This window comes from Shewanella sp. VB17 (assembly GCF_013248905.1).
Classification (GTDB): Bacteria; Pseudomonadota; Gammaproteobacteria; order Enterobacterales; family Shewanellaceae; genus Shewanella.
This window is the reverse complement of record NZ_JABRVS010000001.1, coordinates 101,265-127,948: the sequence shown is the minus strand read 5'-3', so window position 1 is coordinate 127,948 and position 26,684 is coordinate 101,265. Positions and strand designations below refer to the sequence as shown.

Annotated in this window: 35 protein-coding genes; 25 read left to right on the top strand and 10 right to left on the bottom strand. The window is 39.2% G+C overall.

The genetic code is table 11. From position 1 onward, the window contains the following. Positions 1-23 precede the first annotated feature (23 nt). Positions 24-446: a CesT family type III secretion system chaperone gene (locus tag HQQ94_RS00545; RefSeq protein ID WP_173292614.1), complete on the top strand. Its 423-nt coding sequence runs from the start codon at positions 24-26 to the stop codon at positions 444-446. A 185-nt stretch (positions 447-631) separates the two neighbouring features. On the opposite strand, the gene sctU is transcribed toward HQQ94_RS00545, so the two are convergent. From sctU to sctN, 8 genes are all read right to left on the bottom strand, one after another. Then, positions 632-1,678: a type III secretion system export apparatus subunit SctU gene (sctU, locus tag HQQ94_RS00540; protein WP_173292613.1), complete on the bottom strand. Its 1,047-nt coding sequence runs from the start codon at positions 1,676-1,678 to the stop codon at positions 632-634. Beyond that, positions 1,675-2,469, bottom strand: coding sequence for a type III secretion system export apparatus subunit SctT (sctT, locus tag HQQ94_RS00535; protein ID WP_173292612.1), 795 nt, complete (start codon positions 2,467-2,469; stop codon positions 1,675-1,677). Before sctT ends, sctU begins: the two co-directional genes overlap by 4 nt. Then, positions 2,466-2,732: a type III secretion system export apparatus subunit SctS gene (gene sctS / locus HQQ94_RS00530; protein ID WP_173292611.1), complete on the bottom strand. Its 267-nt coding sequence runs from the start codon at positions 2,730-2,732 to the stop codon at positions 2,466-2,468. Before sctS ends, sctT begins: the two co-directional genes overlap by 4 nt. An 8-nt stretch (positions 2,733-2,740) precedes the next feature. Next, entirely contained in the window at positions 2,741-3,391 is a 651-nt protein-coding gene (gene sctR, locus HQQ94_RS00525; RefSeq protein ID WP_173292610.1) for a type III secretion system export apparatus subunit SctR, read from the bottom strand. A gap of 2 nt (positions 3,392-3,393) precedes the next feature. After that, positions 3,394-4,347: a type III secretion system cytoplasmic ring protein SctQ gene (gene sctQ, locus HQQ94_RS00520; protein ID WP_173292609.1), complete on the bottom strand. Its 954-nt coding sequence runs from the start codon at positions 4,345-4,347 to the stop codon at positions 3,394-3,396. Beyond that, positions 4,340-5,407, bottom strand: a complete 1,068-nt coding sequence (locus HQQ94_RS00515; RefSeq protein WP_173292608.1) for a hypothetical protein — start codon at positions 5,405-5,407, stop codon at positions 4,340-4,342. The genes sctQ and HQQ94_RS00515 overlap by 8 nt, the downstream gene beginning before the upstream one ends. Before the next feature lie 101 nt (positions 5,408-5,508). After that, positions 5,509-5,982 (bottom strand): YscO family type III secretion system apparatus protein, encoded by a 474-nt coding sequence (locus tag HQQ94_RS00510; protein ID WP_173292607.1) that lies wholly within the window; start codon positions 5,980-5,982, stop codon positions 5,509-5,511. Continuing rightward, positions 5,982-7,325 carry a type III secretion system ATPase SctN gene (sctN, locus tag HQQ94_RS00505; protein WP_173292606.1) on the bottom strand — a complete coding sequence of 448 codons (1,344 nt, stop codon included), beginning with the start codon at positions 7,323-7,325 and terminating at the stop codon, positions 5,982-5,984. Before sctN ends, HQQ94_RS00510 begins: the two co-directional genes overlap by 1 nt. Before the next feature lie 290 nt (positions 7,326-7,615). On the opposite strand from sctN, the gene sctW reads away from it, so the two are divergent. The 12 genes from sctW (at position 7,616) to sctB (ending at position 16,587) form a co-directional block, all read left to right on the top strand. Beyond that, positions 7,616-8,488, top strand: a complete 873-nt coding sequence (sctW, locus tag HQQ94_RS00500) for a type III secretion system gatekeeper subunit SctW (RefSeq protein ID WP_173292605.1) — start codon at positions 7,616-7,618, stop codon at positions 8,486-8,488. Between the two features lie 11 nt (positions 8,489-8,499). Next, positions 8,500-8,778 carry a TyeA family type III secretion system gatekeeper subunit gene (locus tag HQQ94_RS00495; protein WP_173292604.1) on the top strand — a complete coding sequence of 93 codons (279 nt, stop codon included), beginning with the start codon at positions 8,500-8,502 and terminating at the stop codon, positions 8,776-8,778. Continuing rightward, a complete protein-coding gene (sycN, locus tag HQQ94_RS00490) occupies positions 8,765-9,136 on the top strand; it encodes a type III secretion chaperone SycN (protein WP_173292603.1) in 372 nt (123 codons plus the stop codon). Before HQQ94_RS00495 ends, sycN begins: the two co-directional genes overlap by 14 nt. Then, complete coding sequence (locus tag HQQ94_RS00485) at positions 9,133-9,510, top strand: YscX family type III secretion protein (protein ID WP_173292602.1); 378 nt, start codon at positions 9,133-9,135, stop codon at positions 9,508-9,510. Before sycN ends, HQQ94_RS00485 begins: the two co-directional genes overlap by 4 nt. A gap of 7 nt (positions 9,511-9,517) precedes the next feature. Further along, positions 9,518-9,883 carry a translocation protein Y gene (locus tag HQQ94_RS00480; protein ID WP_173292601.1) on the top strand — a complete coding sequence of 122 codons (366 nt, stop codon included), beginning with the start codon at positions 9,518-9,520 and terminating at the stop codon, positions 9,881-9,883. Beyond that, entirely contained in the window at positions 9,876-11,993 is a 2,118-nt protein-coding gene (gene sctV, locus HQQ94_RS00475) for a type III secretion system export apparatus subunit SctV (RefSeq protein WP_173292600.1), read from the top strand. Before HQQ94_RS00480 ends, sctV begins: the two co-directional genes overlap by 8 nt. Next, the gene (locus HQQ94_RS00470; protein ID WP_173292599.1) at positions 11,990-12,397 is read left to right on the top strand and encodes a type III secretion system regulator LcrR; all 408 of its coding nucleotides are present in this window, start codon (positions 11,990-11,992) and stop codon (positions 12,395-12,397) included. Before sctV ends, HQQ94_RS00470 begins: the two co-directional genes overlap by 4 nt. Positions 12,398-12,516: 119 nt before the next feature. Next, complete coding sequence (locus HQQ94_RS00465) at positions 12,517-12,822, top strand: type III secretion protein (RefSeq protein WP_173292598.1); 306 nt, start codon at positions 12,517-12,519, stop codon at positions 12,820-12,822. A gap of 14 nt (positions 12,823-12,836) precedes the next feature. Continuing rightward, positions 12,837-13,796 carry a virulence-associated V antigen gene (locus HQQ94_RS00460; RefSeq protein ID WP_173292597.1) on the top strand — a complete coding sequence of 320 codons (960 nt, stop codon included), beginning with the start codon at positions 12,837-12,839 and terminating at the stop codon, positions 13,794-13,796. Between the two features lie 8 nt (positions 13,797-13,804). After that, positions 13,805-14,290, top strand: a complete 486-nt coding sequence (locus tag HQQ94_RS00455; protein WP_217273963.1) for a SycD/LcrH family type III secretion system chaperone — start codon at positions 13,805-13,807, stop codon at positions 14,288-14,290. Further along, complete coding sequence (gene sctE / locus HQQ94_RS00450; RefSeq protein WP_173292595.1) at positions 14,290-15,561, top strand: type III secretion system translocon subunit SctE; 1,272 nt, start codon at positions 14,290-14,292, stop codon at positions 15,559-15,561. The genes HQQ94_RS00455 and sctE overlap by 1 nt, the downstream gene beginning before the upstream one ends. A 9-nt stretch (positions 15,562-15,570) precedes the next feature. Further along, complete coding sequence (gene sctB / locus HQQ94_RS00445) at positions 15,571-16,587, top strand: type III secretion system translocon subunit SctB (protein ID WP_173292594.1); 1,017 nt, start codon at positions 15,571-15,573, stop codon at positions 16,585-16,587. A gap of 51 nt (positions 16,588-16,638) precedes the next feature. On the opposite strand, the gene HQQ94_RS00440 is transcribed toward sctB, so the two are convergent. Continuing rightward, positions 16,639-16,923 carry a hypothetical protein gene (locus HQQ94_RS00440; RefSeq protein ID WP_173292593.1) on the bottom strand — a complete coding sequence of 95 codons (285 nt, stop codon included), beginning with the start codon at positions 16,921-16,923 and terminating at the stop codon, positions 16,639-16,641. Positions 16,924-16,928: 5 nt separating this feature from the next. Then, positions 16,929-17,384, bottom strand: coding sequence for a CesT family type III secretion system chaperone (locus tag HQQ94_RS00435; protein WP_173292592.1), 456 nt, complete (start codon positions 17,382-17,384; stop codon positions 16,929-16,931). Positions 17,385-17,525: 141 nt separating this feature from the next. Between HQQ94_RS00435 and HQQ94_RS00430 the strand changes: the two genes are divergently transcribed. From HQQ94_RS00430 to sctJ, 12 genes are all read left to right on the top strand, one after another. Then, positions 17,526-18,053 carry a YscW family type III secretion system pilotin gene (locus tag HQQ94_RS00430; protein WP_173292591.1) on the top strand — a complete coding sequence of 176 codons (528 nt, stop codon included), beginning with the start codon at positions 17,526-17,528 and terminating at the stop codon, positions 18,051-18,053. 607 nt (positions 18,054-18,660) lie between these two features. Next, on the top strand, positions 18,661-19,521 hold the full coding sequence (locus tag HQQ94_RS00425) for a helix-turn-helix transcriptional regulator (protein ID WP_217273962.1): 861 nt from the start codon (positions 18,661-18,663) through the stop codon (positions 19,519-19,521). Between the two features lie 78 nt (positions 19,522-19,599). Continuing rightward, the gene (locus tag HQQ94_RS00420; protein ID WP_173292590.1) at positions 19,600-20,544 is read left to right on the top strand and encodes a T3SS regulon anti-activator ExsD domain-containing protein; all 945 of its coding nucleotides are present in this window, start codon (positions 19,600-19,602) and stop codon (positions 20,542-20,544) included. Beyond that, positions 20,545-20,979: a CesT family type III secretion system chaperone gene (locus HQQ94_RS00415; protein WP_173292589.1), complete on the top strand. Its 435-nt coding sequence runs from the start codon at positions 20,545-20,547 to the stop codon at positions 20,977-20,979. After that, entirely contained in the window at positions 20,979-22,841 is a 1,863-nt protein-coding gene (gene sctC / locus HQQ94_RS00410; RefSeq protein ID WP_217273961.1) for a type III secretion system outer membrane ring subunit SctC, read from the top strand. The genes HQQ94_RS00415 and sctC overlap by 1 nt, the downstream gene beginning before the upstream one ends. A 9-nt stretch (positions 22,842-22,850) precedes the next feature. After that, positions 22,851-24,179, top strand: a complete 1,329-nt coding sequence (sctD, locus tag HQQ94_RS00405) for a type III secretion system inner membrane ring subunit SctD (protein WP_173292587.1) — start codon at positions 22,851-22,853, stop codon at positions 24,177-24,179. Further along, positions 24,166-24,339: an EscE/YscE/SsaE family type III secretion system needle protein co-chaperone gene (locus tag HQQ94_RS00400; RefSeq protein WP_173292586.1), complete on the top strand. Its 174-nt coding sequence runs from the start codon at positions 24,166-24,168 to the stop codon at positions 24,337-24,339. Before sctD ends, HQQ94_RS00400 begins: the two co-directional genes overlap by 14 nt. A 24-nt stretch (positions 24,340-24,363) precedes the next feature. Then, the gene (sctF, locus tag HQQ94_RS00395; protein WP_173292585.1) at positions 24,364-24,612 is read left to right on the top strand and encodes a type III secretion system needle filament subunit SctF; all 249 of its coding nucleotides are present in this window, start codon (positions 24,364-24,366) and stop codon (positions 24,610-24,612) included. A gap of 14 nt (positions 24,613-24,626) precedes the next feature. Further along, positions 24,627-24,977 carry a YscG family type III secretion protein gene (locus HQQ94_RS00390; protein ID WP_173292584.1) on the top strand — a complete coding sequence of 117 codons (351 nt, stop codon included), beginning with the start codon at positions 24,627-24,629 and terminating at the stop codon, positions 24,975-24,977. A 17-nt stretch (positions 24,978-24,994) separates the two neighbouring features. Further along, positions 24,995-25,576 (top strand): YopR/YscH family type III secretion effector, encoded by a 582-nt coding sequence (locus HQQ94_RS00385; RefSeq protein ID WP_173292583.1) that lies wholly within the window; start codon positions 24,995-24,997, stop codon positions 25,574-25,576. Between the two features lie 10 nt (positions 25,577-25,586). After that, positions 25,587-25,931 carry a type III secretion system inner rod subunit SctI gene (gene sctI / locus HQQ94_RS00380; RefSeq protein WP_173292582.1) on the top strand — a complete coding sequence of 115 codons (345 nt, stop codon included), beginning with the start codon at positions 25,587-25,589 and terminating at the stop codon, positions 25,929-25,931. A 2-nt stretch (positions 25,932-25,933) separates the two neighbouring features. Beyond that, entirely contained in the window at positions 25,934-26,683 is a 750-nt protein-coding gene (gene sctJ, locus HQQ94_RS00375) for a type III secretion system inner membrane ring lipoprotein SctJ (RefSeq protein ID WP_173292581.1), read from the top strand. Position 26,684: the final 1 nt, after the last annotated feature.

The following is a 26,684-nucleotide window of genomic DNA, read 5'->3' as shown; positions in this document are numbered from 1 at the left end:
TTTTTAGGTAATAAACTTTCATCATGAATGAACAATATAAGCAAGTTATCGTATCTCTTTATAATGATTTATCTTTAACTCCCCCATCGATAGAAAAAGTGATTAGTTTACAAGTTGGGGAGCAGGTTGTTCATATTACCGAATATCCGCAAGGTCAGTTATTGATGTTTAGCGATATAGGTTTACTTGATAATTTTAATTTAACAGCACTTCTTAAGCTTAATATGTTTAGTCAGCTGGTATGTAAACCTGTGGTAGGGTTTGATGAACACTCGAACAATGCCGTTGTTTGGAGCCGACAAAAATTAATGCAATGCGATTCAAATAATGCCTATCAGCAATTAGATAGTTTAAGTCAGGTTATTGATGTAGCAATAGAAAGTGTGCATAAAATGGCTTTAAATACAGTGATCTCTAACTTTGATCCAAAACACTTCCGGGTCTGAATGAGGTGAGTTGCTTTTTACTGTCATTAAAAAAACGCAGGCCTTCTTGAGAAGGCCCTTTTGTGAGCTAGGTGTCGCACCTACATTTTTGTGTTTGAAAACGCTATTTCTGTTATTTTGTTAGGTGTATGAAAGTTTACTTACCAATGGTTAGCTTGTGGTTGGATTAAATCTTAAGGTCATCATTATTGCTCATGCTCTAAAGTTTGTAACCACCTTAAAACTTCAGCAACAGGTTGAATTAATTCAGATGGGATGTATTGGTCGACATTGCCATCAGCATAAAGTGCTCGTGCCAGAGGCACTTTTTGAATAACAGGTATGCCGAGCTCTTTTGCATATTCAATAAGTTGTAAGGCTTGATCACCTTTTTCTTTAAGGGTTAGTACAGGTAAGGGAGTTTCCCCTTTGTTGTAATAGATACCAATGGCAATATGGGTTGGGTTGGTAACTAGCACACTGGAGCGTTTTACATTATCTCTGCTATTTGATGTTTGCATTTCTTGATGAAGCTGCCGACGGCGACTTTTTATTTCTGGGCTGCCTTCCATTTCTTTATATTCGCGTTTTACTTCATCTTTACTCATTTTTAGTTGCTTGGTATGTTGATACCGTTCAAAGGCATAGTCGCCAATGGAAATAATAATAAACCCGACACCTGCTGTTAACATCAATTGCTTGAGTAATGTACCTAATATTAAAGGGATGCAAGCTAAACCACAAATTGGCATACGTAAAATATCTTGAATATTCCCTTCTATCACTACCCAGATTAGCAATGATAATAATGCGACTTTTACAATTGATTTTAAAAATTCAATCATGCTTTTCATTGAAAATATGCGCTTTGTACCCTCTACTGGATTAATTTTTTTAAATTCGGGTTTGATGGGTTCTGCACTAAATAACAGACCAAATTGAGTCAAGTGAGTCACTATGGCTACGCAAGCGCTCAATAGTGCAATAGGGATCACCATATAGAGAATTTCAGTGATTAAGGCGTCAGTGATATCAGCTAATGCATTATCGAATGATTGATATCCATAAACTGCAGGTAACATTATGATGTTGCCCATGTGCTCTAAATAATAATCACTCATACTGAGTAAAAAGGCGAATAAAATTAAAATAATCGCAGTTGATACAATTTCTTTGCTTTTAGCTACTTGTCCCTTTTGCCTTGCCTCGCGTATCTTTTTGGCGGTGGGTTGTTCTGTTTTTTCCCCACTCACTGACCACCTCCAATGATGAGGATTAATTGCTCTGGAAATAATGACAGTTGCACTAACTTATCACTAAAAAATTCCATTAAGGTCAGCAAGTAAAAGATCAGTAAAAAACTAGAAATCCCACTTTTAATCGGCATAGACAGCGAGAAAACGTTAAGTTGGGGCGCGAATCGACTGATTAAGGCGAGGCCGAATTCGGCCAGAAACATTGAAATGATAATTGGAGCCGCCATGAGTACGCATAGTTTCAGCATTTGTTCAAATTGGCCATAAAAAAAGTCGACCCATTGCTCAGTGATTTCAGGAAAGAAAGTCATGACAGGCCAATGTTTATAACTGTCGAAAATGGCTGCAAAAAAAGCCAGAAAACTACCGCTAACAAAGAAAAGCGTAATTAACGTTTGAGTTAACAATATACCAGTGGGAGTGGATTGCTGTCCCAATGCTGGGTTGAAAGAGCTAGCAAGAGTCGCCCCACGCTGGTTGTCGATAAAGAATCCTGTTGCTTCAATGGCCCAAAAAGGGATAGCAACCACGAAACTGATTAATAATCCCAGTAAAATCTCTTTGGCGAGTACCATCACTAGCGTTATACCATCAATACTTACTGGTTGTGCTTGAGTGGCGATTACAGGGTAAAGAAAGAGTGCCATTGAACAAATAATGCCATTACGCAGCAAGTTACTCCCTAACATCTGTTTACTTAAAATAGGGAGCATAATAAAACAGCCAAATAGTCGGGGTAATGTCATGCTATAGACAAGAAAAAAATGCTGTAATTCTTCTGTTGTCATGGTATCAAAGGTATTTTATTGAAGATAATTTCTGTAAAGCTATAGAGTTCCGAACCTAGCCAAGAAGCGGTGACAAACAGGGATATAATCACAGCGATTAATTTAGCAACAAAGCCTAAAGTCTGTTCCTGAATTTGTGTTAATGCTTGAAGTAGCGAGACTAAGGTGCCAACGATTGCAGCCGCTAATATTGGTGGCATAGACAGCATCATTACAAGTATTAATGTCTGAGAGGTAAAGTGAATCACTTCTGCAACTTCCATTTTAGCTCCTAGCTATAACTCATGACTAAGCCATGTGTGAGTTGAGTCCAGCCATTTAGCAATACAAATAAAAGTAACTTGAAAGGCAGAGAAATCGTCATGGGTGAAACCATCATCATCCCCATTGCTAGCAAAATATTAGATATGATCAAATCGATAGCAATAAAAGGAAGGTATATTAAGAAACCGATCTCGAAGGCTCGAGTTAGCTCGCTGACGGTGAAGGCAGGCAATAAAATAAATAAACTGTCTGGTTCTAGTCTGTCTGAGTATTTTTTAGGCCATAGCGTTTTGGTTGTATCAACAAAGAAATCTTGCTCAGTTTCACGTATGTGTTTTTGCAAAAAATGTCGATAAGGGTTAAGTCCTTCATCGGCAAAGTTTTGCAAACTATCAGTATTTTCAATGCTGACTTTGTGCTCTTTGATGTAATCGAAAGTCTCAAAGCCCACGGGGGCCATGATGTAAATAGACAAAATGATGGCAAAACCGTACATTGCCATATTCGGTGGGATTTGTTGTACGCCTAATGCATTTCGTAATAGCGAGAAGACAACCGCTATTTTTATAAATGAAGTCGCCATCACAGCAATAAAGGGGACTAAAGCCATTAAAGCTAACGTGATAATGAGGTTAAATGTATCGGGTAATTCAAACATAACTAGCTAATTTCTTTATTCATTAAATTGATAACCCTGACACCCAGATGCTCATTAATCTTGACGAGTTCACCTGTGGCTAATACTTTGCCATTTGCCTTTAGTTTTACGGGTTGGTCGAGCGGACCTGATAGTTCGAAAACAAATTGTTCTTGTAACTGACTTAATTCCGCTACTGTGACTGTCTGCTCACCAATTTCAAATGAAATATTAATGGGGAGGGATTGAATATCTGTATTATCTGAAGGCATAGGGTTCTCTATTTCTGCTGCTGTGATGGTGATTTGATTATCAATTAAGCTACAATGCCAAATGGGTTTGTTTTCGATAATTAAAACGGCACGACTGTCAGTTAAATGGTTGATATCAAAGAATATGATATCACCAGGTTGCAGTGATTTTGTTTCATCTAAGCTTAAGCTGGTATAGCCAATTGCCAATGAATATAGCAATGGAATATGATTGCCAATCGTTGACGGTGCTGGAGGGAGTGCCGCAAAAATGAATTTAGGATCATTTTTAATCCAACATGTGATACCGATTTGTTGATTTATAATGTTAATGCATCCAGACATGACATCGCTGGCGGCTATTTCTATGGTTCTTATTGAAGCGATGACTGCTTGCTGTCCGAAGGTATCAGCTAACAATGTTTGATAAGGGGCTATCGCTGCTGCTATAAATTCTAACTGTAGTAATTCAGGTAAGAGATTAAACGGAGTGCCTTGGAGTAATGTATTAAGATATCCTTGGGTTTGCTCTGCTTGAATTAACAAGATAACGTTTTTCGACCCGATAATACACTCAAGTTCATAGCCTTTAATACTAGGGCGTTTTCCAAGTTCTGCAGCCAGTGATAGTTGGTCGTCAATATGAAAACTTTGTGCTCGACTGCGGAGTAGATTATTGAGAGCGACAGTTTGGCTGTCTATTTTCGGGAATGGTAGGCTAAGCATTCTCTTGTTCCTCTAACCAATAATCAAGGATACGAGATTTTTGGTTGGACTCTTGCTGATGTCCTTGTTCTCGACCTGAATGCTGATTGTGTTGTTCATGGCTCATTGTCACGATACGTACTTGTTGATCTGTGTTTATCCTTTGTAATCTTTCGAGTAATTCAGGATGCATTTTTTGTAGTAGTTCAGTATGTTGACCGCTGTGAGCCAAGGTGACTAGTAGCTGATTATTTTGCAGTGTGATAGTGATCTCAGTCCCTTTAAGTTTACCTTGATCTAATACCAATTGGACGCTGTTTTGATTTGCAAGATTGGGGACTACAATTTGTACACGCTCGACCAACTGGCTGACTAGGTTGTGCAGCTGTGTGTTGATGGGCTCATTTGTTTTGATATTTGTCAAAATAATATTACCGGGTGTATTACTGAGCTGATTTATAGCTTGATTTGGTGTATGAGTATTTTCTTGGGCTATATTATTGTATCGTTTATTGTTAACGATAAGCTCCGCTGGTTTATCCCCAGTGTCCATCAAGTGACTTAGAGCTGGCTTGTTAGCTTGAGCATGAGTTGTATTGCTGGGTGTCGTTTTGAGGCTTCTTGGTAATTTTTCGAATAATTCAGGATGCATTTTTTTTAGCTGTGCAGTATGTTGACCGCTGTGAGCCAAGGTGGCTATCGGCTGATTATTTTGCAGTGTGATAGTGCTCTCAGTTCCTTTAAGTTTACCTTGAGCTAATACCAATTGAATTTTGTTATGACTAACCAGGTTAGGGGCAAAAGAGTGTACATTTTTTGCTAGCTGGTGGGCTGTATTCTGTATGCGTTCTGCTAACACGTTCGCTGAATTTTGGATGCGCCCCACTAATTGACTGACAAAAGTGCGTCCTTGTGTGTTGATGAGATCGCGAGTGTGAATATTTGCCAAAATGATACTTCCTGCAGTATGGCTTGTGTCTTCTTTTTGCGTGTGAATATCTTGATTGTCTGTTTCTGGTAGTGAAATATGTTCATTTTGACCAGATTTTTTAATATTGGCTTTATTTAATGGTGTATTCATAGCGTGTTCAAAACGATGTATGGAACTCTTTTTGGCCACATTTATGTCTCTAATCGTATTAATTGTGTGCTGATTTTCAGTCTTCAAGGGCTCTTTTGGGGTTAACAAGGGCATTCTCCTGTAGACATAGTGAGTCGATCTTCTTGTTCAATTTCTTCTTGATGTTGAGCTTGGTATCGTTGTTCGATGTCATCTTGCTGTTTTAATATATGAATTTTTTCTACGGCTTTATTGGCAAGTAATACGTCTTTTTGGCATTGCTTTAATATTGTTTGTTGATGATCTCTATTAAGCTCTATTTCGGCTAATTCTAATTTCAGTTGTGCTTCTTTGTCGTGTAAAATTGCAATATGCTGTTGTAACTCATCGAGTTCTTTTAGTTTTAAGCAAGACTCTTTGGCTTGAGCAAAAAGTTGATGTTCTTCTGTTTGCCGCCAATTTTTGTAATCTATGACTGCTTGGCATGCTTGATTCACACGGGCGTTAGCCTGTGTGAGAGTGTGTTGCTGCTTCTGCAGTGCGTATTCGGCACGTTCGGCTTTAAGCTGTTTTATTTGTAAGATTTGCGTGATCATTATGTGGCCAACTGAACCATTTGTTCGATGGTATCTGTAAGAGTGCTTTGCTCCTCAGTTCTTTGGCGAAGAAATGCATTAATAGCATCTTGTTGTGCAATCGCTTTATCGGCTAATTTATCTGAGCCTACTTGATATTCTCCAATTTTAAGCAGTAGCTCCACTTCTTCATATTTAGCCATGAGCTCTCTCAAGGTACCGGCAGATAGCTTCTGTTGACTTTCAACGATGTTGTTCATCACTCTGCTTGCTGAACGAAGTATATCGATTGCAGGGTAGTGATTCGCAGCAGCCAACTTGCGAGAGAGTATAATATGACCATCTAAAATGGATCGTGTCTCATCGGCAATAGGTTCGGTCATGTCGTCGCCTTCAACCAGTACGGTATATAACGCCGTAATAGAGCCTTTATCTGATTGGCCAGAACGTTCCATTAATTTTGGCAACTCAGCGAAAACAGAAGGTGGATAGCCCCTCCTAGTCGGTGGCTCACCAGATGCGAGGCCTATTTCGCGCTGGGCTCTGGCAAAGCGCGTTACTGAGTCCATGAGTAATAAGACTCTTTTACCTTGATCGCGGAAATATTCAGCAATTGATGTGGCGACAAAAGCGGCTTTTACACGTTCCATAGCAGGACGGTCTGATGTCGCCACTACGATGACGGAACGTTTAAGCCCTTCTTCACCAAGATCTGATTCGATAAACTCTCTCACTTCTCGACCACGCTCACCGATTAATGCCAGTACAATGATATCAACATCGGCAGAGCGTATAATTTTAGCGAGCAATGTGCTTTTACCACCGCCTGCTCCGGCAAAAATGCCCAATCGTTGTCCTTCGCCGCAGGTTAATAACCCATCTATTGCTCTTATCCCAAGTGATATAGGTTTGGTGATTATTTTACGACTCATCGGCGGTGGAGCTTCTTGATATACTGGGTAAAATTGCGTTGATTCTTGGAGTGGATTACCCGAGAGAGGCCGGCCGAGTCCATCAAGGACTTGCCCTAGTAGATGCTCACCTACTGGTACCTGGTGTGTCTTTCCTGTTGGACTTACCTCGGTATTAGATGAAATGCCTTGCATTTCACCTAAAGGAGTCAAGAGGGCGTGATGCTGTTGAAAACCAACGACTTCAGCAAGTAAAGAGAGAGAATGGTCAGGGTTTTTTAGCTCACAAAGTTCGCCCACTCTAACACCTGGCACCACAGCTTTAATGATGGTGCCTGTTACTTGGGTGACTCTGCCGCGGATCTGAATTAGCCGGCCTCTAGTCGTGGCCTGCATAATGGTGTCAGGGATATAATTCAGATCAACTTTTACTGAAGTAGTGTCGGTATTCATATGAGGTGATAATAGGCAGACGCGCCAAAAACATATATCAAATTTGGGTAGTAAGTTTGTAGAAAAACGTCTAAATAGGATCTTGGTGAAAGAGCTGAAGAATGCTGTTATTAAAACGGATGATTATTCGCGAACCAATGTCACTCTCGTATGGTTGTTGCAGTAGGTTAATTTTTACGGGAAATAGTGATAAGAAGTCAGGCAGCTAAAAAAAAACGACGGATTTTGGCATCGTTTTTTAGTGACATTTCTTACACTGATAACATCTATAACTCTATGAATTCTCACTTATGGCTGACAATAATATCGGCCCGCAGTCGGTTGTTAATGCGAGAAGTTTATTCGCTCAAACTGCGGTAACAAATCTAGCTGAAAAAAGTGTCATTAACGGCAACTATCGTGGTGATGTTGTTAAATTGCAGCCAGATGCGAAGGCTTTACTTGATGCGGCTGAAGAACTGACGTTTAAAGCCTCTGAGACCGAAGGGTTAAATATCAGCAAGCGTAAAGTTCAAGATGTCAATGGTGCTGTTTCAGAAATACAGGCGTTAGTTGAAGAGTATCTGAAAAAAGTTCCAGAGCTTGAAAAACAACAAAAGCTAAATGATTTTATTAGTCATTTGACTAAACAGAATATCAGTGTTTCTCAACAATTTCTTACCTATCTTAACAGCTATTCTGCCGATGTCAGTGATCAATTTGTTGCTCTTAGTGAGGCAAAAAAGCAATTAACGGGTAAACCTGAAGCTGAGGCGTTACTGAGATTAATTGACGCCAGTTTGACCCAGATGGCGGAAAAACAAGGAGCTGAAGTTAGGGCAGGTTTGATTATATATGAAACTGCCGTTGAATTTAGTTCAAACAAAGACATTGGTGATATTCAAGGCCTACGAAATTTCTATCGAGATGCAGTGCTTGATTACCACGGTTTAGCGGATGCATTCAATGATATATTCACACGTTTTGGTACAAAAAATATGCCCAATGCCATTAGTTTTTTACTTAAGGGATTAAGTGCTGATTTACAAGTTCAAGGATCGTCTATTGAGTCAAGCAAGTTGCAACAACTTATGGGGGATATGAATAAATTAAGAATTATCAACGGAATGCACGAACAAGTTGTGACCTTGTTTGATAGGGTTAAGATTCCAATAATAGCGTAGGTAATCTCTTTATGGCTTATAAAACAACCGACTTCTTGTTGGATTTAATTCAATTAGTGGAACTACGTTGGGTGGGTGCTGATCAGATTTGGGGGCTAGCTGATAAAGCTAATGTAGTTGATATTGAACAGAAGATTGCATTTTTTCGTGAAGTGAAAAAACTGATACGTTTAATACCTCCGGAAATATTTGCGGATGAAGAGCAGCGGCAAAATATGATTAATGCGTCTCAACATGCCCAAGATCGTGCTATTGAAGAGGAAGAGGATATGCTTGATGGATTGGATTAAAAGTGCTGTTGATGAGTTCTGTCATATAGCGGGGGTAGAATCTGACTTTTCAGCTACGGCTATTGTTCAACTTTCGTTTGAACAAAGAGGCGTGTTAAATATTGAAGTCGTACAAGATCAGCTAGTTTTGTTTTTGACGCGAGACGTGGAATGGCATCGGCGATCTGCTAGTTATATCAAAGCATTACGATTATCACATATTGGGCAAGGTTGGCCTTTTTTAATTAGGAGTGGGCTGCTAGGTCAAGAATCGTTAGTGTTGTCGGCGAGCATTCCATTTAGCGATGTGACTTTACCAATGATAGAACAGGCGTTTGGTTTGTTGAGTCGGTTACATGATGAGATAGAAGCAACATGAGTAAAGTGACAGCTGCAAATATCGGCATAGAGCACCTTAGCTTTTATGCCAGTGATGAGTTAGAACACCCGTTCCCAACACGCTTTTCGTTACCGCCAAATGGTGAGGCCATCCCATCTCACCTTGATAAATTGTATGAACTTTCACCTGGGGAGCATACGCTCAAATCTTTGCTTCAGCCTAAGGTGAGTGATATGAGTTTACTTAGGCCAAAACAATACCAAGCCGTATTTACAGATACCGCTGAAAAACTAGCACGATTAGCTTGTCAGCTTGAATCTGCGGATTTACATGATGCCGCTACTTCGATGAAGCAAACGAAAATAGATCAAGATTATCTTACTCTTGCGTCTCATTTATTATTGAAAGTGTAAAGATAAGATGCTGAATCAAAGTGAAATTGAATTATTACATTTACATGCTTGCTTACAGATGCAATATAAACACCCGAAAAAAGCTGTGGTGTTACTTAAAGCCATTGTGTTGTGTGCACCAGAGTGTAAAGCCGCTCAACGTACTTTAGCACTTGCATGTCTTGAGGCTGAGGAATATGAGTCATCAGTTCAATGGTGTCAAACCCTACTTGTTGAAAGTAGAGGCAATGATAAAACCGCATTATTGCTTTGTTTAAGTCGTGCTTATTGGCGATTAAATAAGGGAGATGAAGCGAGAAAAGCCTATGACTTGTATATCGATATGTATGAAACAAGTCAATCTCAAAAGTTAAGCGGTAGCCTTCATGAATAAATTAATCAATGTATTAAATCTAGTCAGTCAGCGCAAAGATATTATGCTTGCGGTGTTATTGCTCGGGGTCATTTTTATGATGATCTTGCCTCTTCCTACGGCCTTGGTGGATGTATTAATTGGTATTAATATCACGATTGCCGTTGTGTTAATGATGTTAGCCATTTATATCAAGTCTCCTCTTGAATTTTCTGCATTTCCTGTTGTACTGCTCATTACGACTATTTTCAGACTCTCATTATCAATCACTACAACTCGACTTATTTTGTTGCAAGCGGATGCGGGGCAGATAGTTTATACCTTTGGTAACTTTGTTGTTGGGGGGAATCTTATTGTTGGTTTGGTTATCTTTTTAATTATCACCATAGTGCAATTTCTAGTGATAACGAAGGGGTCAGAACGTGTTGCTGAGGTCAGTGCGCGTTTTTCTCTGGATGCTATGCCGGGTAAGCAAATGAGTATTGATGGTGATATGCGTGCGGGTGTGATTGATGTGCATGAAGCGAGAGAGCGCCGTTCAGTGATTGAAAAAGAAAGCCAGATGTATGGTTCGATGGACGGCGCGATGAAGTTCGTCAAAGGTGATGCCATTGCGGGTTTGGTGATTATATTTGTTAATATATTGGGTGGTGTGACCATCGGTGTGACACAAAAAGGGATGTCAGCAGCTGATGCGCTGCAACTTTTTTCAGTACTAACGATTGGTGATGGATTAGTTTCTCAAATCCCTGCGCTACTGATTGCCATCACGGCGGGTATGATTGTTACGCGAGTTGATAACAACGAAAATGCATCGGATATGGGCTCTGAGATTGGCGATCAAGTGACTGCTCAACCTAGGGCTTTAATGATTGGCGGAGCCTTGTTAATTTTATTTGCCTTTATTCCAGGTTTTCCTACGGGCACTTTTCTCATTTTGGCCTTGGTGGTTGGGGGGGGAGGTGTCTTAATAAGCTTCAATGCTAAAAAGTTGATAATGAGCAAGAATGATGATCTGCCATCTTTCTTAGCCAATGGTGCTGGAGCGCCTGCAGCCAAACCTAAAAATAGTTCAATACAAAACAATGGTAATAAATTAGGCAGTAAAGAAGAGTTTGCTTTAACGGTTCCTTTAATGATCGATATTGATGCTAGCTTGCAGTCACACTTAGAGGCCATCTCTTTTAATGATGAGTTAGTCCGAGTTCGACGCGCATTGTATTTGGATTTAGGTGTTCCTTTTCCGGGTATTCATTTACGTTTTAATGCCAGTTTGGATAATCAGCAATATGTGATCCACTTGCAAGAAGTTCCTGTGGCAAGAGGGCGAATTATGAAAGAGAAATTATTAGTCACTGAGGGCAGTGAGCAAATTGAATTGTTGAACATTAGCTATGACAGAGGTGAAAACTTCTTGCCAAATATCGACACTATCTGGGTGAGTGATAGCAAAAGAGAAACATTAGATAAATCTCGGATAGGTTTTCTTACAGCTGACAGAATTTTAACTTATCATCTTTCTCATGTGCTCAAAGAGTACGCTGAAGATTTTGTTGGAATTCAAGAGACACGTTATTTACTTGAAGAGATGGATGCAAGTTATGGGGAGTTGGTTAAAGAAGCTCAACGCATGGTGCCATTGCAGAAAATGACCGAGATCATGCAACGTTTAGTGTCTGAAGATATCTCCATAAGAAACCTGCGTACCATCCTTGAGGCTATGGTTGAGTGGGGGCAAAAAGAGAAAGATGTTGTTCAACTTACCGAATATATTCGGACCAGCTTAAAGCGTTATATCTGTTATAAGTATTCTAATGGACAAAATGTGCTCCCTGCTTATTTATTAGAACAACAATTAGAAGAGACGATTCGTAATGGTGTGCGTCAAACATCTGCTGGCAGTTACTTAGCTCTAGACCCTTCAGTTACTCAGGAATTTCTTTCACAAGTTAAACAAACTGTTGGTGAACTTAGCCAGATGAATAATAAACCCGTGATGGTGGTATCGATGGATATACGCCGTTATGTTCGTAAACTCATTGAAGCCGATTACTATGATTTACCTGTGTTGTCGTTTCAGGAGCTGACGCAACAAATTAATATTCAGCCACTGGGCAGGGTAGGAATGTGAGTGAGGATAATTTAAATCGATATTTTATTAGGCAGGGTTACAGTGTGCAATCCTGTTATTGGCAAAATACTGAGATCGAGTTAGGCATGATGATAACACTAGATAATGCATCATTAGTGTATCGTGTTGAACCCGACCTTAAGCGAATATTGATTGTTAAATTCAGCCGTCAACAGGCTAAATTGGGTCTTAGCAGCCCCTTTAAACCCCTGTACATATTAGCCGAGGCTGCAATTCAAGTCTTAGGCAAAGAATACCGCCTTGAGGGAAAGGTGGATGTTTATCGAGGGAGCCGTCTAAGTAATAAGAGGTTAGCTCGTTATTATGAACACACAGGCGCTGAATTCAATATAGAAAGCGGACAATATTCGTTATTACTTGCGAATTTAAGGAATATTCATTGAGTTGTCCTGTAAAAGAGCGGATCAGAGTAGATAGAAAGCACCAATAAACGATTTAATGATAATTTTACGCCTCTGAGTTACAACCTTAAACAAGATCACATTTTATTATGGAGAACACAATGTCAGATCCTGAACAGGCAAGATTATTGGCCACTATCGCAGAGGCTGATAAAGCGATAGAAAATGCCGGACAAAGAACTGAATTAGTGAGTGAAATGCTTGCGGGAATGGGAGTGAGCCGTCTCGCAGCCAGTACTATTTTTGATAACAGTGCGATGATGCCAGCGTTGACCCAACAAGCAGAAAAAGAGTTAATGCATGAAGTACACCGTCAACGGCGGGCTGCAGTGGCCGAAAATCCAAGTTTGGCAGAAAAAGGCAGTAAAAAACGTAGGCCAGCTATGATGCGTGGCATGATGATTTAATTAAGGAATAAAGTATGGCGATAAGTTCCATAAGTAATAGCCCCGCAGACATCGTTGCTCGTGTTAGAGAAACGTCAGAAGGTCAAAATTTAGAGGATCTCAAAGCGTTTGCTAAGATCATTGAGGATAAATTGAAAGCATCGGGTGCCTGGTCAGCAAATGATGATATTTTTGAACCTAAAAAGGGAGTCGACCTTACTCCTGAGCAAAAACTCAGCGACTTTGAACGTTTTTGGAGCATTGTGGCGAATCAATTAGCTTCAACTGGTCAAAATCCTCAAGATTTGTTAAAGACTGATGGTGCATTATTCATTCGATTCAATAAAGATTTAGAGACTTTGTTTCAAAAAACCATCGAAGCTGTGCCTGTCGGGCAAAAAATCGATATTTCTGATGTGAAACATCTTGCTGTTTTATCAGTGTTCTCTGATCGACTCGATTCACCTGTTTTAGTGGCATATCAAGATAGATTGTTTGCTAACCAAATTGAACGTGATAATGCTCAAGAAGAGCTTAAAGGTTTATCCAACGAACTTAAAATTTACGGCGTAATTCAAAGTGGGATCCAACAAAAAATTTCGACTAATGAAGCGTATAATCCAAATGAAACTCTCACAGCCGCAGATTTTGGTTATAAAAATAACGCAGATTTTTATGCTTCCCCTGAGTATAAAAAACTGCAAGAGATCACAGGTAAAAGCTCCAATATTAGTACCAAGGATTTCTTGAACGCGAAAGGAATAGATTCTTTAGATATGTACTCTTATACCGAATTAAAAGACGAATGGGATGAAAAGCTCGCTAGTTTAGGCACTGCAATTTCGGATAAATCTAAATTGATTAATGATGATGTCAGCCTGAAAACCACCGAGCTGAGTCAAATATCTTCTATTTATAACAGTACTGTCGAAGCCATTAACCGCTTCGTACAAAAATATCACAGTGTGTTACAGGACATTTTGCGTGCCATTTAGGAATCATGATGACAGACCTTAATCAAACTGAAGACATTAATTATGAAGATGAACTGCTCTCTTTTATTGAAGATGGCGGCACAATGGGGATGTTACGCAATGTTCCTGATGATGCAATCGAACAAATGTATGCAGTTGCCTTTAATTATTTTGAATCGGCTAAATATGATCAAGCTCATAAAATATTTCAGCTGTTATGTACACTCGATCATTATCAAGTGCGTTTTTTTATGGGGCTTGGTGCTTGTCGCCAGGAATTACAACAGTACGAACAAGCTGTTGATGCATATAGTTTTGTTACCTTGATTGATGTTAATGAACCCAGAGCTCCATTCCATGCCGCAGAATGTCATTTGTCTCTTGGGAATATGGAAGCGGCTGAAAGTGGGTTTTATACCGCCAATCATTTAGCAAAAACACAGCCAGCTTACTCCGCGCTGGCGCTGCGAGCCAGTGCAATGCTGGAGGAGATAACTAAACAAGGAGTTACATAATGAATTCGATCACGTTACCCAGTCCGTTAGCGCAGAGTTTTGTGTTAGCGGATAATGATCCAACAATTAACAATAATAAGTTACCAGAAAGTCTAGGTGTCACAGTAAGTCGAAATGCTGGGCAAGATAATGTGCTTGGTATCAATCAACATAGAGCCAGCTTAGATAAACCGAGTCCTTTAGTTAATACAACATCACTTTCTAGTGCAGAGGAAACGTTCAAAGCGCTTAGTCTGCTCATGCAAGGCAATCAAAATACGACACAGGATGTATTGGCTAAAGCGGGTGATATGTTTATCCAGTTTTTAACCTCATCTTTTAAAAATGGCGCCGGATTACCTAAAGATTTAGGTAAAGGGGCTGAGTATGGTGTTGGTGGTGCTTTTATTGCTTTGGCTGCTTCCTCTGTTGATAGCTTTGAAATTGAGCTAGCTAAGACAACAACAGAGCTTGAAAAAGCTCAGAATAAATTAAAAGGTGAAGAGATTAAGCGAGTTCGTTCTGAAAACGAAGCTCAGATGAAAGATAATCAAGCTAAGATTAAAGAGTCAGAAGAAGCTGCGCAAGATGCTAAAAAAGCAGGTGTTTTTGGGAAAATATTTGGTTATTTAAGTGCAGCATTATCGATCGTTATTGGTGTTATGATGGTGGCTACTGGCGTTGGTGCAATCGCTGGTGCAGCAATGATTGCTGGGGGCGTATTTGGTCTAGCCTCACAAATATTACAAGAGCCTGCGGTACAAAGTGCACTAAAAGATGCCGGCGTTAATGTTGAAGTATTACAGAAAGTAATGATGGCGTTAGAGATTATTTCGGCTGTGGTGAGTACCGTGGCGACGTTTGGTGGCGCTGCCGCAGTTAAAGGGGCTCAGCTGGCTGGGAAAGTGAGTGCTAAATTAGCGTCTGGAATGACAAAAGTCGCTGATAAACTTGACGACCTTGCTAAATTAGGTACCTCTGTTAATAAATTTGGTAATGCAGCCACCAAGGTGAGGGTGGTCTCGACGGTTACTGATACTACCGCGAATGTGGCACAAGGTACGGCCAGTACAGTGAGTACCGCTTTTCAAGCTCATGCGACAGGAAAGCAGGCGGAAACTCAAGAGAGCCGTGCTGAAGTTGTGGCTATGCGGGCCATTATCGAACGCCTTAAAGAGGAAATTAGCCGAATGAGCCAAGAATTCCAAGAGGTAATGCAAATGATAATGCAGATCCTTAATGGAAAAGGCGATTCGATGAAAGAAATTTTAAGCCGTCCAGCGGCTGTATAGGAGCAGTTTATGAATATAATAACCCAAAGTGAGTTTAGAGGCGTCTCGAGTAATGACATCACTTCTGTAGAGTCAACAAAGGCACCAAAAACCACCCCATTTCAAGTTGCTGAAAATGGTGAAATGTTGAGTATTCGCCAAGGAAACAGAGTGGTATTGGAAGCCCCATTGGCAAATTTAGATCCAACTCAAACAGTAAAGTTGTCTCAATTATTAGAGTCGATTAATTCTGAAGAGTTAACAAACCGGCTCGGTACTGCAGTTAATGTTGTAGAAAAGAAATTAAATGAGTTTTTAAGTTCGGTAGGTATTGGTGGAAAATCCTCTGCCAGCCCATCAGGCAAAAGTGACTCATCTGATATCTTTGCACTAATGGTTTTATTATTTCAACTGGCTAAAGATAACCGTGAATTGAATATTACTCAGCGTGATATTGCAGCATCGGCTTCTGTGGCGTCAATAAAAGCACAAGCGGCTGAATTAAGAACGGCAAAAGGTGCGTTGATTGCCATGGCTGTTGTGAGCGGAGTATTGGCGATGAGTAGCGCTGTTATGGGTGGGTTATCGGCTAAGAAAAGTATTAACCAGCTCAATGAAAGTGGTAATGTTAATAATAAGTTGGCAAACCAGCAGAAGTTTAAAGATACCTTAACGGATTTGCAGGATGAAGGTAAAAGCGTTTCTCGAGCTTTGCGAGGTACCGATGCTGAGATTGGTCAATTAAGTCGGAAAAACTCTGAACTAGATACGTTACTTAGGGCGCGAGATTCTCGTGGGCAAGCACGTAATGCGGTATTGCAAGGGGTTGGTCAAGTGACTAATAATGCTGGCAGTGTCGTGCAAACGGAAGCGCAAGCATCTCAGAAAGAAGAAGAGGCTGAAGGAACATTGCAGCAAGCTGAGAAGCAGAAAGCAGATGATCGTGTCAGTTACAATGATAACTTTTTAAAAGAAGTGAGAGAGATGTATCGCACCATTGCTGATAGTCAGAATCAAGCGTGGAAAGCAGCAACGACACTATCTTAATTATTTGATTTGAACTTGAATGAAAATGGTGAGCTTTTGGCTCACCATTTTTTATACAATTTTTATTGTTTTTTGACGCAACGATTCAACGGGTTGATTATCCGTAGTGGGAGTTAATAAGGCCGAAATATGCTTTGGAGAGTGATTAGGAAAAGATTGGTGAAGTAAATAGTGTAAATCTAACGTTGATTGAGCTTTAGATAAATCGGCTTCGTGATTGGGTATTACATTGATATTTCTTTGGGTAAACCTAGTTGAAGCTAGTTGGGTGGGCTCTGTTTGCATTGGGGGGGCTTGATGAGCAATACCATGTTTATTATTGATACCATTAACCATAATACCTATACCCTGATCCCACTGATGTTAGTGCTATGTGGCTGTTGCTCCAGCAATGCTGTTTCATCCTCTAAATTGAGCAATTCAGCCCATTTTTCTGCCTGTGATACTATCTCAGCCAATACCATTTCAAATTGGTCGTAATCAATCTGCGATATATCGACATGCTGATAAAGACACAGGTGTTGAGTGTCTAAATTTAAGCCAAAAAATAATTGATGTTCTGCCCAGTGATAGTTAAAGGCTAACAGTGCCCTGAGAAGAGGGTCATCTAGTGTCTCACTGACAGAAATTTGTGCTTCAAAGGTTAACAGTTCTTGTTCTGCTTGATATTTCATATTGACAATGAGGGCATCATCAAATGAAAGACTGACTTTGTTATCTTTCAATATAAGATCTGTAAGACCTATACTGTTACCAAAATTTCGTAAAATAGCATTAATTATCTTCAATGCATCCATAGTGAAGTCCAATGTATAAATCCTGCTACAGGAAGGTTTACTGGCTAATAATTAACTAAGTCTAACAATATGTCTGCTTAATAATTGTTGTAATTCGCTGTGAATTTTTAGCTGATGGTCGCTATACCCAACGATGAAACTGTGGTTGATGTGATTATGTTATTATCTAATACTTATTATGAAACGGATGAGAAGTTTAATGTTATGAATGTTGTTTTTTATGGTGCTACGGGGCTTTATCGTTATTTATTGTTGTTGATACCGATCTTTATGCTGGCATCGTGTGTCGACGTAAGCGTGACTAGAATTGTTCAACCGATTACAGAGGTTAACCAGACAGATCATCAATTTATGCAGGCTGCTAATGTGACTGGATGGATTTCCTTTGCTGATTACGTGCCAGCATATAATTCAATGTTAACGGTTACTTTGTACATGCAATATGAAGGTCAATTGTTATTGGTTGGGGAACAAATTTACAAAAATACTCGATTGCCTGTGCGTTACTCATTTGCAGTGGCACCTATTCAAGCTGGTCAAGGAGCGATGAAAATAACAACAAAATTGCAGGTTGGAAGTCAATATAAAGCAACTGCGAGTGCCGACTATCTCTATCAATTGGGTACAAGTAAGTTAGATTTAGTTCTTAAGCCATATCAAAAAAATTAAATGACGAAAGTGTTTTTATTTTATGATTTTAATAATGTTATTTAGTTTTTAATGTCATTTTTTTTCATATTTTTGTCATGTTCAATTCATAAAAAATTTTTAACTTTTTGGTTTTTTTTATTCAATTTATTTAGTTGACCTAATGTTGTTTTTTTGTTTTGTTTTTGTTTGTTTTTATTTTAGGTTAAAATTAGTTCAGTCAAGTTCAAGTAATAAAAACACCTAATTCATTTAAAAATCTATGCTTTCAACACTATAAATTTCAATCGGATGTGATACACCTGTTTTATTAGGTTATATTAATACTTATTCTTTATCTTTAAGTTTGTTTGTGTGTAAAATGTTTATTGCCATGTGACTCTTAAATTTGTAAGTAAAACGTTGCTTTTTAATTGTTTGGCCTTGTTGTTAAGCTTATTGCGTTATTGATGTAAAGTATTGTCTTTTTATTTGTAGGCTATAAGTCTATACTGCTCCTCTTTACATCATTAGTAGGTTAATTGCCCCAAAATACGGGTGGTTAAAGTTACATTTTCTAATTAAATATATGTTAATAGCATAAAATGTTGCTAACTCGTATAAAAACTGCAAAAAGGGGTTATGGGTTATGGGTAATCCAATCCAGCTTATTTCTCAAGATGGCAACCAAGTAAATAGTAATTTAATTGTTAATTGTATATTTCCTGGTGGTTCGGAAGTTAAAACAATTAATAAGGATGCTTTGCTTTATGTTCAAGTGGGCGCTATCACCATCCAATCAACGGATGAAACTTTAACTATTCAAGCTGGTGAGGCATGCTTTGTTCGTCGAGGGGAATATTTATTTGAGTATTTTTCCGATGACATTAACTTAAAAATTGAAATGGTTATGGTACTGTTTACAGCAGATTTCCTTACCCCTTTTGTTCAGCGACATGCTGAAACATTAGCGTCATTTCTGACAGCTGATCAGCAATCTAGAGTTGTTGCTAAATTGTTTGTTAATGATTTAGTTAAACAGACTATCCATGGCTTATTTTCCGTTATTGAATTTAAACTGCCTGATATTTTATATGAATTGAAATTGGAAGAACTTCTTTTACTTATTGTCCATTCTAGCTCCGGCAGTGAGTTATGTCGTTTGTTACGTCAACAAACGAATCGTTCATCTGATCGTTTACATATATTCATGGAAAAAAATTATCTAAAGGAATGGAAGTTAAATGAATATGCTAAAGAATTCGGTTCAAGTCTAACGACATTTAAAGAACTTTTTTTTGAAGTTTTTGGCGTATCTCCACGAGCATGGATCACCGAGCGGCGTTTACTTTATGCTTACAATCTGCTTTTAAGTAGTGAAACTCGTATTGTCGATATTGCAATTGAAGCTGGTTTTTCAAGTCAGTCATATTTTACACAAAGCTATCGTCGCCGGTTTGGGGTAACGCCGAGTAAGGTTCGTACACAACTCACTTTGTCTTCAGACTAAAATTTTCAGACGTTTTTTGTAAGTCTTGAGCTTACTAAAGCTATAAAATTGATCACGAATATTACTTGAGGACGTGTAATGGCATCTGAATCGATGAACAAGTCAAAATTTACAGGACGAAAAATTAGCTTGGTGGCGAATGATTCTTGTGTTCGGGTTAATCTGTCTTCGCCTTTGTCTGCTGTCAATGTCAACCACAAAGAATTAGTTGCCGTTGGGGTGGTTAATCAGCAACAGTTATTATTGCTTAAGCGTGTTATTGAGCGCCGTGTTCTTGATTGCATTTTGGCTAGTGATTACATCAAAACGTGTATCGACTTTAATGTTTCTTTAACGAAAAATGATTTAAAACTTTTTTTGCAGATAAGCGCTGATATTTTTAGAGGAAGCCAGCAGCGCCAGATGCATGAACTGTTGGCAGAGGTCAATGCAGGCTTAATGCCTAAGTTTAACCTTGGGCATGTAGACATGCTAGCAAAACTAGTGTGCAAGTCGGTAAGCTCTTGGTTATTAAAAAAAAGAGATAGTGATGATGTAGACATTTCTCATGAGTACCAAGCGTTATCAGTGCTTAAGTCTCAACTAGAATCTAAGGTGAATTTTTGGTGTCAGCTAAAAGTTAATGACATAAATGAAGCCTATTTAGAGGCACATGTGAAGGAAGCACGTAAAGGTCTCGAAGAGTGTCAGGTGCAATTGTTAGCGCTTTCTCCTCTTTTTGCAGAGCAACAAGTTTATAAAAAACAGGTAGTAGATTCATCTTTACTTAATCTTAAGCAATTGATTTTAAATGGCCCAGCTCAAGAGTCTTTTTCCTCATGTTTAAATGAAATTTCTCTCGTTTTGCCAGAGCTCACTGGTGTATTGAATATGATCAACGATTTAAGCTTAGGTTACGACATAGATCATTCAAAATTATGGGATTGGCTAAGGAATGCAAATTCCTTATCACCGGAATTCCTGTTTGAAGTCGATCGTCAAAAACAGGTTTTATTAAGACCTGTTTGGCAACAGGTAAAGTAAATGAATGTAGAATTAACGAATTTAATGACAGTATTAAGTACTAACTTAAATCACAGTGGTTTTCTTGCTAATTCTGAGGGGCGTTATCGTCTCTCATTTGATCAAGTTTCAGTGGAGCTTTATCAAAGCCATGGCTGGGTGATCGCTGAAAGTGATTTGCAGCTTGAGGTCACTTTGGGGTTAAATTATCAACAAGAAATGGCACTTGAAAAAGTCATGCAGCAAGCGTTAATCAATGTGAGAAATCATAATAGTATTATAGCGATTAATGGCCAGGGTAAATTAACATTAGTGCAGCGAGTTAGGCAGGACGTATCAACTGACCTTTTTATTTCTATGGTTAATAATCAAGTTGATATTGCTGAAAAATACCAGCAGTTGATGCAATTACATACCTTGGTAGGTTCGAATTTGAATCATGTGTGGTTACCTTAATGAGGTTGCGAATAAGTCAGATACATTTTCGTTTATTGTGGATTTTTTCACTGTGTTTATTTAGTCTTGCAGAAGCCAAAGCACAGCAATTAGATTGGGTTGACCGTGAGTTTAAGTATTACGCTAACAATGACTCGTTACGAGATGTTATTACAAATTTCGCCACTAACTATGGCGTTGCGGCAGCGATTAGCGATCAAGTATCAGAGCAAATCAGTGGGAGATTTACACCAGAAGACCCTACCGCATTCCTTAATTATTTGTCCAGCCTTTATAACTTAATTTGGTATTACGACGGTGCAGTTTTATATGTCAATAAAGCGGTAGAGACTCAGTCTAAGCTGATTCAATTAAAGCAAGTTCCTGTTAGAGAGTTACGTTCGACATTAGAATCAACAGGGATTTGGGATCAGCGCTTCGGTTGGAAAGCGATCACAGGAAAGGGGAGTGTTTACGTAGCTGGACCTCCTCGCTATGTCCAGTTAGTGATACAAATTGCAGAAGTGTTAGAGCAACATGAGAGCCAGCAAGTGGCGAAGGATGATGATTTTTACATTGAAATTATTCCGCTTCGTTATGCGTCCGCTACCGATAGAACAATTAGTTATCGTGATCAAGAAATTGTTGTCCCTGGTATTGCCACTATTTTGGAAAATATTTTATCCGGTGTCGATGCCAATATTGTGTCTGGGAAAGCAGACATAGATAAGGGCAGTGGCGATGATAAAAAACGTCAACCCGATACGGTTAGCCGCTTTCGTAGTGGAGCAATGGTTCAGGCTGAACCTGGAATTAATTCTATTGTAGTAAGAGATGCTCGTTCAAGACTGCCTCTTTATCGTCGTTTAATCGAACAATTAGATCGACCACAAGCTCAAATTGAAGTGGGCTTGTCGATAATCGATATCAGTGTGAATGAATTGGAGCAAATCGGAGTTGATTGGCGTGTTGGCGTATCGGCAGGTGATAACCAAATAATTGATATTAATACGACAGGTGACAGCTCTGATAATGTGACATTGGGCAATGGACTCGATTTTAAATCAGTACTCGACCCTGCAAATCTGAATTACTTATTGGCTCAAGTGAATTTATTACAAAGTGAGGGTAGTGCTCAAATTGTTTCTCGACCAACACTACTCACTCAGGAAAATGTTCAGGCGGTGCTGAGTACCAGCGAAACCTTTTACATTCAGCTCGTGGGTGAAAAGTCTCAGTCGTTGGAAGAAGTGACGTCAGGAATGGTATTCAAAATTGTCCCTCGGATTGTAGGTGATCGCTATTCTGCCAGAGCAGATATTAATTTGAGTCTACAGATTGAAGATGGTTCTCAAATCCCAGATAGCGCCATTAATGGTGTTCCTTCTACACGTAAAACAGAAATGAGTACGTTAGCCACGGTTAAGCAAGGTCAGAGTTTGCTTATTGGTGGTGTTTATCGAGATGAAATCACTCAAAGACTCAGAAAAGTCCCTTTGTTAGGTGACATTCCTTGGATTGGTCAATTATTTCGCTCTGAAGCAAATACTAAGCGACGCACAGTTCGCTTATTTATTGTAGAGCCAAGGGTTATCACTGAGGGTTTAGGGGATAATATTGTTGTTGGAAATAATCAAGATTTACGTGGTCAAATAGTTGGTATAGAAGATATTTCAAATGTAAATCAGAGTTTCCGTTCGGCTTTGAACTTGTATCGATGCCAATTAACACCGAGTGCTGTCCAACAGCAGGAAGGGTTAGTGGGTGATGGTATCAGCTCTCGTCGTCAGGAATGCACATTACCGACTGGTGAGCAGGGATCCAGGATTGTTCCTGGAGTATGTGATGAGCTTGATCACAGCTGCCTTTCCCCTAAGCAATAGGTAAATAAGATGACTCAATGGAAAATGAGGCTGCTAACGGGTAGTCATGCAGAAGTCGAATTACCCCTCACTATTGGTGAATTTATTATAGGGAGTGATGCGCTCAATGCTGATATTGTGTTATCCGATAATGATATTGATGAGCAGCATCTAACACTCAGTGTTGCAGAGGAAATAAGTTTAACGGCGTTAGCGCAAGATAGTCAGCTATTTATTAATAATGAGCAGAGAAAAGTGACGTCAAGTGTCACGTTAGAGCGAGGTGACATTGTTCGGTTGGGTGGGTTAAGTTTTATTGTTGGTTTACAACAAGACGAACTTAACCAAATTCAAGTAAATTTTGAAAAAACTGACGTTAAACGAAAAGTTGTTCATCAGAAAGGAGGCTGGAAAAAATCGGTGTTATTGGGCCTGCTCTTTAGTCTTATTCCCTGCACAATTTTATTGTTCCAAATGCAAGCAAAAAGTGAAGTTGAACGACTCATTGTTAAGGAAGCTGAACCAATACTCTTAGTACGTACAGCCTTAGAGACTTTACAGCTCAGTGATGTACGTGTCGAATGGAATGGCCTAGCAAACCAAGTAGAAATTGAAGGTTATGTAGAAAGTAACATTCAGAGAACTCAACTGCTTAATGAAATTGAGTCTTTAGGCATTAATTATAAAAGTAATCTGCGTGCGATGGATACCATACGTCGTGGTGTAAAATTCATTCTAGGCAATTTAGGTTACCACCAAGTTCAAGTCAAAAATGGTGATTCTGCTGGAACAGTATTATTGACAGGTTACATCGATGATGCAAGTCGTTGGAGTCAGGTAGAAAAAATTATTGAAAGTGATGTACCAGGTTTACTTGCGTGGAAAGTTGAATTACAACGAGCTGGGGCCTATTTCGATGCACTTAAAGAAATGCTCGAGGTTGACGGTTTATTAGCTAAATTACAGTTGGTTAAGGCATCGGATAGAATAGAGGCTCGAGGTGAATTGACTGAAATTGAAAGCACTAAATTTTATCAAGTTGCGCGAGAGTTCAGAGAAAAGTTTGGTGATAAGCCGTACTTGGTGCTCAAATCAATTCCGAAAGTGAGTAAAGGTACTAATATCGATTTTTCGGTTAAATCGGTCAATTTTGGTCGTGTGCCTTACATTATTTTAGCGGACAACACTCGGTATACAGAAGGGACTCGAACTCCCTCTGGTTATCTGATTATCAGGATCACTGAATTTGGCATAGACATTGCCAAAGGTGAGCAACGAATTACCATTAATTTTGGAGGCGTAAATGACAGGGTTGCCAGTCAATATGACAGCATTGGAGGCTCGCTTGCGAGCAAGTGATGCAGAACAAGAAAAGACAAAAATTAGACAGCTGCTTGATCTTGTGCAGGTTGAGACGAAACGGCAGATTAATCTTGGATGTCGACCTGATTTATACCAAAAACTAAGCAAAGAATTAGCGGCCATAGAAGCTGCTAATGTCATTATAAATAAAATTTAATATACATTTTGAAAGGAAATTATTATGCCTATTACAGATAGTTCTAGTTTGGATCTTAATTCTGTTGTTAACAGTATTGATGAGGCTTTAGCGCTTGCTGATACTCGTGTAAAAGAAAAAATTGGTGGGGTATCAGGTGAGGGAGCTGATGATCCTGCTAAACTTGCCGAGCTGCAGCATGCCATAAACAGCTGGTCTGTTATGTATAATATTCGTTCGACTGTGGTTAAATCGATTTCGGATGTTATGCGCAGTATATTGCAAAAAGTGTAAAGGCAGCTGATTAAATGAATAGGGAAATTAAAAAACTACTGGCTGAACTAGCCTTGATAGCGGTTGGGCAGCATCAATATTGCGAAGCTGAGAGTATTGCAATTACTTTAGAGGATGATGAGGATTTTATTGAACTGGTGGCGACGATTCGTGCCTTGAGTTTGATGAATCGCGCTCAATATCAAGCAGCATTGAGTTTACTTGAACCACTTGCTGCAGAATATCATGACTTAATTTGTTTTGTTGTGTTGTGCACCGAACAACTGGACTTAGGAATTAAGCAAGATTTTTGGCTTAATCAAGCTGTAAAATCAAGCTCTACCAGTACACAAACTTTTGCTACTCATTATATGGCTCTTGAGTGATAGAGCTCAATAAAAGTATGAGTCAAGATGCGTATGTTGTAGATCCTGGCAGAAGGGTCGTCTCTATTAATGAGCAACAGCATTTAGAAAAAGCGTTGGCTAAGTCTGAGAGTCAGGCGGTGAATAAACACGTTGAGGAAAAACCGGGTATAAACCCAGATTTTGACCGTTTTTATAAACAACTCTCAGCTATGGCATCACCCTCTAAAGTTGAGATTAAGTCACTGTTAAAAAATATGTTCCCAGGTGACAAAGTGAATTCAGAGCAGGCGTTATGGTTTGCATTGAACACTGCGAGGTCTGATGGAAGTCGAGCACTAAGCACTCAATTACAACAGCTTGTGAGCGATGATTTTATTAGTCGACTGAATACTTCTCCGCCAACGACTATTGAAGAATTGAAAGCTGAACTAAAACAAGATTTTCAGTTCTCATCTCGTCGTGAGACCGCACTTTGGGAAGCTTGGGGACATTTTAAAAATGTTCCCGATAAGACGGTCCTAGTTGATTTAATTCGCGATGAGCTAGGTCATTTAATTCAGCTTAATAGCATCATGCGTAACATGATGACGAACACTACTAGGCCAGATATATTTTAGGAATATATGTATGCTCGATTCTAATTTTACTCAAGTGCTAAATACTAGTATTGAGCAGCTTCAAGACTCACAAATGGCGGATCCAAATGCTGTGACAGATTTCGAACAGGCGATGCAGCAAAATGTTGATAATGGGTTAGGTGAATCGGTACTTGATCAAATTGTTGATATGAAAAAACAAATTTCAGGGGCGACAGAAAGCTTAAAAACAGCGATGAGTTCTGGAATTGACGATCCCGCCGCCTTAATGGAAATTCAATGGGCATTGACAAGGATCACTATGCAAGAAGAGTTAATCGCAAAAACGGCGGGTAAAACCAGTCAGAATGTTGAAACTTTAATGAAAGCGCAGTAACAATGATAAAAAACATACTCAAAATAGCGCTACTAGGCTGCCTGATTGTACTCGGAGGTTGTAAAACCGAGCTGTATAATGCCCTCTCTCAAAAAGAAGGTAATGAGATGCTAGCTATTTTATTGGTTGCCGGTATTAGCACCGAAAAGCAACCAGATGCTGATGGGAAAGTAAAATTAGTGGTTGAAGAATCACAACTTTCTTTAGCTTTAGCGACGCTAAAAGCTCAGGGTTACCCTAAAGATACATTTGCGAGTTTGGAAGATATCTTCCCTGACGAGGGCTTGATCACTTCACCTGATGAAGAACGAGCAAGATTAATGTTTGCTAAGTCACAGGCGATTTCATCCACATTGTCTCAGATTGATGGTGTTATTACGGCACGGGTTCATATTGTTAGGCCTAAAGAAGAAAAAAGACGTGGCCGTAGTAGTCAAGAAAACACTTCTTCAGCGTCAGTGTTTATCAAACATGCACCTAATATCGATATCGAGTCATTGTTGCCTCAGATTAAATTGTTAGTCAACAATAGTATTGAAGGGTTAAATTACGACAAAATTAGTGTGATTTTGGTTCCTGCTATTGAAAGTCGATTAGTGTCCAGTCAGCAGCAGTTGGTAAATGTACTGTCTTTTAAAATGGCTGCTTCCTCTGAATACCGTTTTATTAGCTTGATTATTTTCTTCGTTATTATGCTATTTGGTACGAATCTAGTGACATATCTGTGGAGTAAAAAAGCGAGTGGTCTGTAGT

Bases quoted from the DNA above. Each gene is read 5' to 3' on its own strand.
- sctI (WP_173292582.1), top strand. From the start codon at position 25,587: ATGCTCGATTCTAATTTTACTCAAGTGCTAAATACTAGTATTGAGCAG.
- HQQ94_RS00390 (WP_173292584.1), top strand. From the start codon at position 24,627: ATGAATAGGGAAATTAAAAAACTACTGGCTGAACTAGCCTTGATAGCG.
- sycN (WP_173292603.1), top strand. From the start codon at position 8,765: ATGGATTGGATTAAAAGTGCTGTTGATGAGTTCTGTCATATAGCGGGG.
- HQQ94_RS00415 (WP_173292589.1), top strand. From the start codon at position 20,545: ATGAATGTAGAATTAACGAATTTAATGACAGTATTAAGTACTAACTTA.
- sctQ (WP_173292609.1), bottom strand. From the start codon at position 4,347: ATGCTTAGCCTACCATTCCCGAAAATAGACAGCCAAACTGTCGCTCTC.
- HQQ94_RS00420 (WP_173292590.1), top strand. From the start codon at position 19,600: ATGGCATCTGAATCGATGAACAAGTCAAAATTTACAGGACGAAAAATT.
- sctV (WP_173292600.1), top strand. From the start codon at position 9,876: ATGAATAAATTAATCAATGTATTAAATCTAGTCAGTCAGCGCAAAGAT.
- sctB (WP_173292594.1), top strand. From the start codon at position 15,571: ATGAATATAATAACCCAAAGTGAGTTTAGAGGCGTCTCGAGTAATGAC.
- sctN (WP_173292606.1), bottom strand. From the start codon at position 7,325: ATGAATACCGACACTACTTCAGTAAAAGTTGATCTGAATTATATCCCT.
- sctC (WP_217273961.1), top strand. From the start codon at position 20,979: ATGAGGTTGCGAATAAGTCAGATACATTTTCGTTTATTGTGGATTTTT.
- HQQ94_RS00460 (WP_173292597.1), top strand. From the start codon at position 12,837: ATGGCGATAAGTTCCATAAGTAATAGCCCCGCAGACATCGTTGCTCGT.
- HQQ94_RS00485 (WP_173292602.1), top strand. From the start codon at position 9,133: ATGAGTAAAGTGACAGCTGCAAATATCGGCATAGAGCACCTTAGCTTT.
- HQQ94_RS00545 (WP_173292614.1), top strand. From the start codon at position 24: ATGAATGAACAATATAAGCAAGTTATCGTATCTCTTTATAATGATTTA.
- sctT (WP_173292612.1), bottom strand. From the start codon at position 2,469: ATGACAACAGAAGAATTACAGCATTTTTTTCTTGTCTATAGCATGACA.
- sctF (WP_173292585.1), top strand. From the start codon at position 24,364: ATGCCTATTACAGATAGTTCTAGTTTGGATCTTAATTCTGTTGTTAAC.
- sctD (WP_173292587.1), top strand. From the start codon at position 22,851: ATGACTCAATGGAAAATGAGGCTGCTAACGGGTAGTCATGCAGAAGTC.
- HQQ94_RS00455 (WP_217273963.1), top strand. From the start codon at position 13,805: ATGACAGACCTTAATCAAACTGAAGACATTAATTATGAAGATGAACTG.
- HQQ94_RS00510 (WP_173292607.1), bottom strand. From the start codon at position 5,982: ATGATCACGCAAATCTTACAAATAAAACAGCTTAAAGCCGAACGTGCC.
- HQQ94_RS00495 (WP_173292604.1), top strand. From the start codon at position 8,500: ATGGCTTATAAAACAACCGACTTCTTGTTGGATTTAATTCAATTAGTG.
- sctJ (WP_173292581.1), top strand. From the start codon at position 25,934: ATGATAAAAAACATACTCAAAATAGCGCTACTAGGCTGCCTGATTGTA.
- sctW (WP_173292605.1), top strand. From the start codon at position 7,616: ATGGCTGACAATAATATCGGCCCGCAGTCGGTTGTTAATGCGAGAAGT.
- HQQ94_RS00435 (WP_173292592.1), bottom strand. From the start codon at position 17,384: ATGGATGCATTGAAGATAATTAATGCTATTTTACGAAATTTTGGTAAC.
- HQQ94_RS00480 (WP_173292601.1), top strand. From the start codon at position 9,518: ATGCTGAATCAAAGTGAAATTGAATTATTACATTTACATGCTTGCTTA.
- HQQ94_RS00385 (WP_173292583.1), top strand. From the start codon at position 24,995: ATGAGTCAAGATGCGTATGTTGTAGATCCTGGCAGAAGGGTCGTCTCT.
- sctS (WP_173292611.1), bottom strand. From the start codon at position 2,732: ATGGAAGTTGCAGAAGTGATTCACTTTACCTCTCAGACATTAATACTT.
- sctE (WP_173292595.1), top strand. From the start codon at position 14,290: ATGAATTCGATCACGTTACCCAGTCCGTTAGCGCAGAGTTTTGTGTTA.
- sctR (WP_173292610.1), bottom strand. From the start codon at position 3,391: ATGTTTGAATTACCCGATACATTTAACCTCATTATCACGTTAGCTTTA.
- HQQ94_RS00440 (WP_173292593.1), bottom strand. From the start codon at position 16,923: ATGGTTAATGGTATCAATAATAAACATGGTATTGCTCATCAAGCCCCC.
- HQQ94_RS00425 (WP_217273962.1), top strand. From the start codon at position 18,661: ATGGGTAATCCAATCCAGCTTATTTCTCAAGATGGCAACCAAGTAAAT.
- HQQ94_RS00515 (WP_173292608.1), bottom strand. From the start codon at position 5,407: ATGAATACACCATTAAATAAAGCCAATATTAAAAAATCTGGTCAAAAT.
- HQQ94_RS00465 (WP_173292598.1), top strand. From the start codon at position 12,517: ATGTCAGATCCTGAACAGGCAAGATTATTGGCCACTATCGCAGAGGCT.